Below are 3,848 nucleotides of genomic sequence, written 5' to 3'. Positions count from 1 at the left end.
TTTATCATATTTTACATAATTATATTTAATTAAGTTACTAGACAACGATCTCGTCACCTCCGCCTCTTGAGATAATAATCTCACCAGCGTCCTCTAATTTACGTATAATATTAACAATCTTCTGTTGTGCTTCTTCAACATCTTTCAAACGAATAGGTCCCATAAAGTCCATATCTTCTTTTATCATTGCTGATAAACGTTTTGATAAGTTATTAAAGATAACCGTTTGAACTTCTTCATTAGAACCTTTAAGCGCAACAGCAAGTTCGTTATTATCAACTTCTCTAAGTACTCTCTGAATAGATTTATCATCAAGTGAAAGAATATCTTCGAATACGAACATTTTTCTTCTGATTTCATCAGCAAGTTCTGGCTCTTCAACCTCAAGAGTTTCCATGATATGTCTTTCCGTACCACGGTCAACAGTATTCAAGATTTCTACGATAGAATCTACACCACCAACAATTGTGTAGTCTTGATTTACTAGTGAAGATAGTTTTCTTTCCAATACTTTTTCCACCTCTTTTATTACGTCTGGTGATGTACGATCCATTTGCGCAATACGTTTTGCAACATCTGCCTGTTTATCCGGAGCAAGCGAAGATATAATCGACGCTGACTGAGAAGAAGAAAGATACGACAAGATTAACGCAATTGTTTGAGGATGTTCGTCTTGGATAAAGTTTAACAACTGACTTGCATCTGTCTTTCGAATAAATTCGAATGGACGCACTTGTAAACTTGCTGTAAGCTTACCAATAACATCACGTGCTTTGTCTGCACCAAGTGCTTTTTCAAGAAGCTCTTTCGCATAACCAATACCGCCCTCTGCGATATATTGTTGCGCAAGACACACTTCATAGAATTCGTCTAAAACTTCATCTTTCACACTTTGTGAAACACTTCGTGTATTAGCAATCTCAAGTGTAAGCTGCTCTATCTCATCTTCTTTCAAATGCTTGAATATATTAGCCGATTTTTCTGGTCCTAATGCAATCAGCAAAATTGCAGCTTTCTGAACTCCTGAAATATCATTCTCTTTTGCCATACACGATCACCCCCAATCATCGTTGAGCCAGTTTCTAAGCAATTGTGCAACTGCTTCTGGATTCTCATCGACGAATTTTTCTATCATCTTTCTAGTCTCAGACTTCTCACTAAATTCAATATCTTCAAGAGTCTGATTTTCTTTCGTTGTTGCCAATAATTGCTCAACAGAAAGTTCTGGTTCTTGTTCTGTAACTTCAACAGGAGCAGTTCCCTTAAAGACAACAAACAACAACAATGCAACAATTAACACGAAAAAGATAATTGCAAGATAATTTGCAGCACTTGTTGTAGCTTGTTCTGCTGCTTGGAATATTGGAACTTCAAACGCTTGAATATTTATTGCTTTTGAAGAAATACCTGTAGTATTCGCAACTGTTGTAATTGTATCTTCATCAATTTCTAATTTTGTTCTTGTATTGTTTGCTTTTGCATATTCTTCAAACGACATATCTCCAAGAACACCTTGTTTTTCAAGTTCTTCTTCTTTATATACAACATATTTTGTAAGTATAATTGCAATTGATGAATCTTCTGGTACAATTGCACCTACTTCTTTTTTTGTATTCGTTGATCTCTCATTTGGAAGATATTGATTTGTTGACGTCTTAACCGATGAATTCGAACTACTTGAATCCTCTGTTAGATAATCCGTTCCATCATTCGAATCTGTCCCTGGAGTACCACCAGAAGCATTCGTCCCTGTTGATTCATAATTATAACCTGATTTAAGCACACCTTGCTCTTGTCCATCTGCAGGTGTGTATTCGTTTTGCAACTCTTCTACAACATCCATATCAAGTTTTAAGTTCAAACCAATTTCAGCATCATCGTATCCTAATTTCAACATCATCATATAAATCGTATTAGAAATAGTTGCATTTAACTTTTCTTTATACTCAAGATTTGTTTTAAAATTTCCTACAGAATACAAATCACTCGTTCCGTTGTATAGCACATTACCACTTTGATCTGTAACTTTAATTTTCTCTGTTGATTGATTTCCAATCGCTGATGCAACCATCATTGCAATTGCTTCTGCTGAACTCGAATTAAAATCATCGTTAATTGTTAACAATACACTTGCTGGTCTTTCTTTTTGATCTTCAAAAATTGTATACGAACTAGAATTATCACCAATATATACAACAGCATCTTTAACACCCACCATATTCGTGCGGATTGTTCGTGCAATATCATCTTGAAGATAAATTACTGCTTTCAAATCTCTCTCACTCTGTGTTGTTGTAATACTTGTATTAAACAAATCGTCTGTTGTCATACCTGTTGTCATAATATCTTCCGAACCAAGTTTTAAAAGTGCATCTGTATACCTTTTTTCATCGACATATACTATCAATCCATCTGAAGATACTTTATTTGGTATTCCATCTGTATCAAGAATTGACACAACTTCATTCGCTTGTTTTGTATTTTCACAAGTTGTTAGTTCCTTCCACGTTGTGCGAGAAAGCATATAAGCTAGTATAACAATTGTCAAAAATACAGCCAAAACAACGCTTATTATTAGCGTCTTTTGTTTGCTTGTAAATTTGTTCCACGTCTCAAGCAACGTGGCAGGTATTTTCTTTAATCTTTCTACCATTGTAACGCTCCTCTAATCACCCTCACCTAATCAACTCTCACTAAGTACTTTGGGGTTATTTCATTTCTAATTAAAATTGCATATTCATAATTTCTTTATATGCTTCTAATACTTTATCTCTTACTGCTACCGTATATTGTAAGGAAGTATTTGCTTTTGTCTGCGCTACCATTACATCTAGCGCACTATCAGAATAACCCAAAGAATAGTTAATCATCTCTTCTTCTGCTTTATTTGATAAGGAATCCGTTTCATTAATCATATTCAAAGCAGATTGAAACAAACTTTCAAAGCCTGTGTTATTATTTGTTTTTGTGACTGCACCACTATATGTAGTATTTAAAACACTAGATATACTCTTTATTGATTCTATGTTCATGTTATATACCTCCTATTATTATTTACCGATTTCCAATGCTTTTGATTCCATTGCTTTCGCACCATTAAAGCATGTAATATTCGCTTCATACGAACGACTCGCATCAATCAAGTTTGTCATCTCTGTTACGGTATCAATATTAGGATAGCTTACATAACCATCTACATCAGCATCTGGATGTGAGGGGTCATACACTTTCTTCATTGGCGTTTCTTTATCCTCAACGATCTTTGTAACTTTTACTCCATTGCTTGAAGCCAATGCGTTTTCAAGAACTCCGCTAAAGCTTCTTGTATCTTTTTCTGCAAAAACTACAGTTTTTCTAACATAAGGCTTTCCATCTGCACCACGAGTTGTATTAACATTTGCAATATTTTGCGAAATAATGTCTGTTCTCAATTGTTGTGCAGTCATACCTGTTGCACTTACGTTCATTGCATTAAATAACGACATTCTAATCCTCCATCCTTTTTTCTTAATTTATCTATTTTTTAAATTAATTAAATTATTTACCCATCGCTATCTTTATCGCACTAAATCCACGATTCATATATTCTATAAGCGTATTGTACTTTAATTGACTTTGCGCATAATATGAATTCTCTGTTGATATATCCACATTATTACCATCTAAACGATAGCTCAAGTTTGCATTGTCTGTATATACTTGCCCATTAAGACTCGCTAAATCCATGCTTGCAACTTTAGAATCCAATGTTCCACCGCCAGACACCTGCGCAGCCAATAACGATTCAAATTTAACATCTTGTCTCTTATAATTTGGAGTATCTACATTCGCAATATTATTTGCTATAA

Annotated in this window: 5 protein-coding genes; all 5 read right to left on the bottom strand. The window is 34.4% G+C overall.

All coding sequences use genetic code 11. The features are described from left to right. Positions 1–37: 37 nt before the first annotated feature. A complete protein-coding gene (gene fliG, locus RMR19_RS06585) occupies positions 38–1,048 on the bottom strand; it encodes a flagellar motor switch protein FliG (RefSeq protein WP_310602705.1) in 1,011 nt (336 codons plus the stop codon). A gap of 6 nt (positions 1,049–1,054) precedes the next feature. Then, positions 1,055–2,653, bottom strand: coding sequence for a flagellar basal-body MS-ring/collar protein FliF (fliF, locus tag RMR19_RS06580; RefSeq protein WP_310602704.1), 1,599 nt, complete (start codon positions 2,651–2,653; stop codon positions 1,055–1,057). 70 nt (positions 2,654–2,723) lie between these two features. Further along, the gene (gene fliE / locus RMR19_RS06575; protein WP_310602703.1) at positions 2,724–3,032 is read right to left on the bottom strand and encodes a flagellar hook-basal body complex protein FliE; all 309 of its coding nucleotides are present in this window, start codon (positions 3,030–3,032) and stop codon (positions 2,724–2,726) included. 18 nt (positions 3,033–3,050) lie between these two features. Further along, positions 3,051–3,485: a flagellar basal body rod protein FlgC gene (gene flgC / locus RMR19_RS06570; protein ID WP_310602702.1), complete on the bottom strand. Its 435-nt coding sequence runs from the start codon at positions 3,483–3,485 to the stop codon at positions 3,051–3,053. A 52-nt stretch (positions 3,486–3,537) separates the two neighbouring features. Continuing rightward, on the bottom strand, positions 3,538–3,848 hold a 311-nt coding region (gene flgB / locus RMR19_RS06565; RefSeq protein WP_310602701.1), incomplete at its 5' end, for a flagellar basal body rod protein FlgB.

Source organism: Anaerosporobacter sp. (assembly GCF_031551385.1).
Classification (GTDB): Bacteria; Bacillota; Clostridia; order Lachnospirales; family Lachnospiraceae; genus Anaerosporobacter.
This window is presented reverse-complemented; position numbering and strand designations above follow the sequence as displayed.

What these genes read in the sequence shown, in the direction of transcription:
- fliG (WP_310602705.1), bottom strand. Translation starts at nt 1,048, where the DNA reads ATGGCAAAAGAGAATGATATTTCAGGAGTTCAGAAAGCTGCAATTTTG.
- fliF (WP_310602704.1), bottom strand. Translation starts at nt 2,653, where the DNA reads ATGGTAGAAAGATTAAAGAAAATACCTGCCACGTTGCTTGAGACGTGG.
- fliE (WP_310602703.1), bottom strand. Translation starts at nt 3,032, where the DNA reads ATGAACATAGAATCAATAAAGAGTATATCTAGTGTTTTAAATACTACA.
- flgC (WP_310602702.1), bottom strand. Translation starts at nt 3,485, where the DNA reads ATGTCGTTATTTAATGCAATGAACGTAAGTGCAACAGGTATGACTGCA.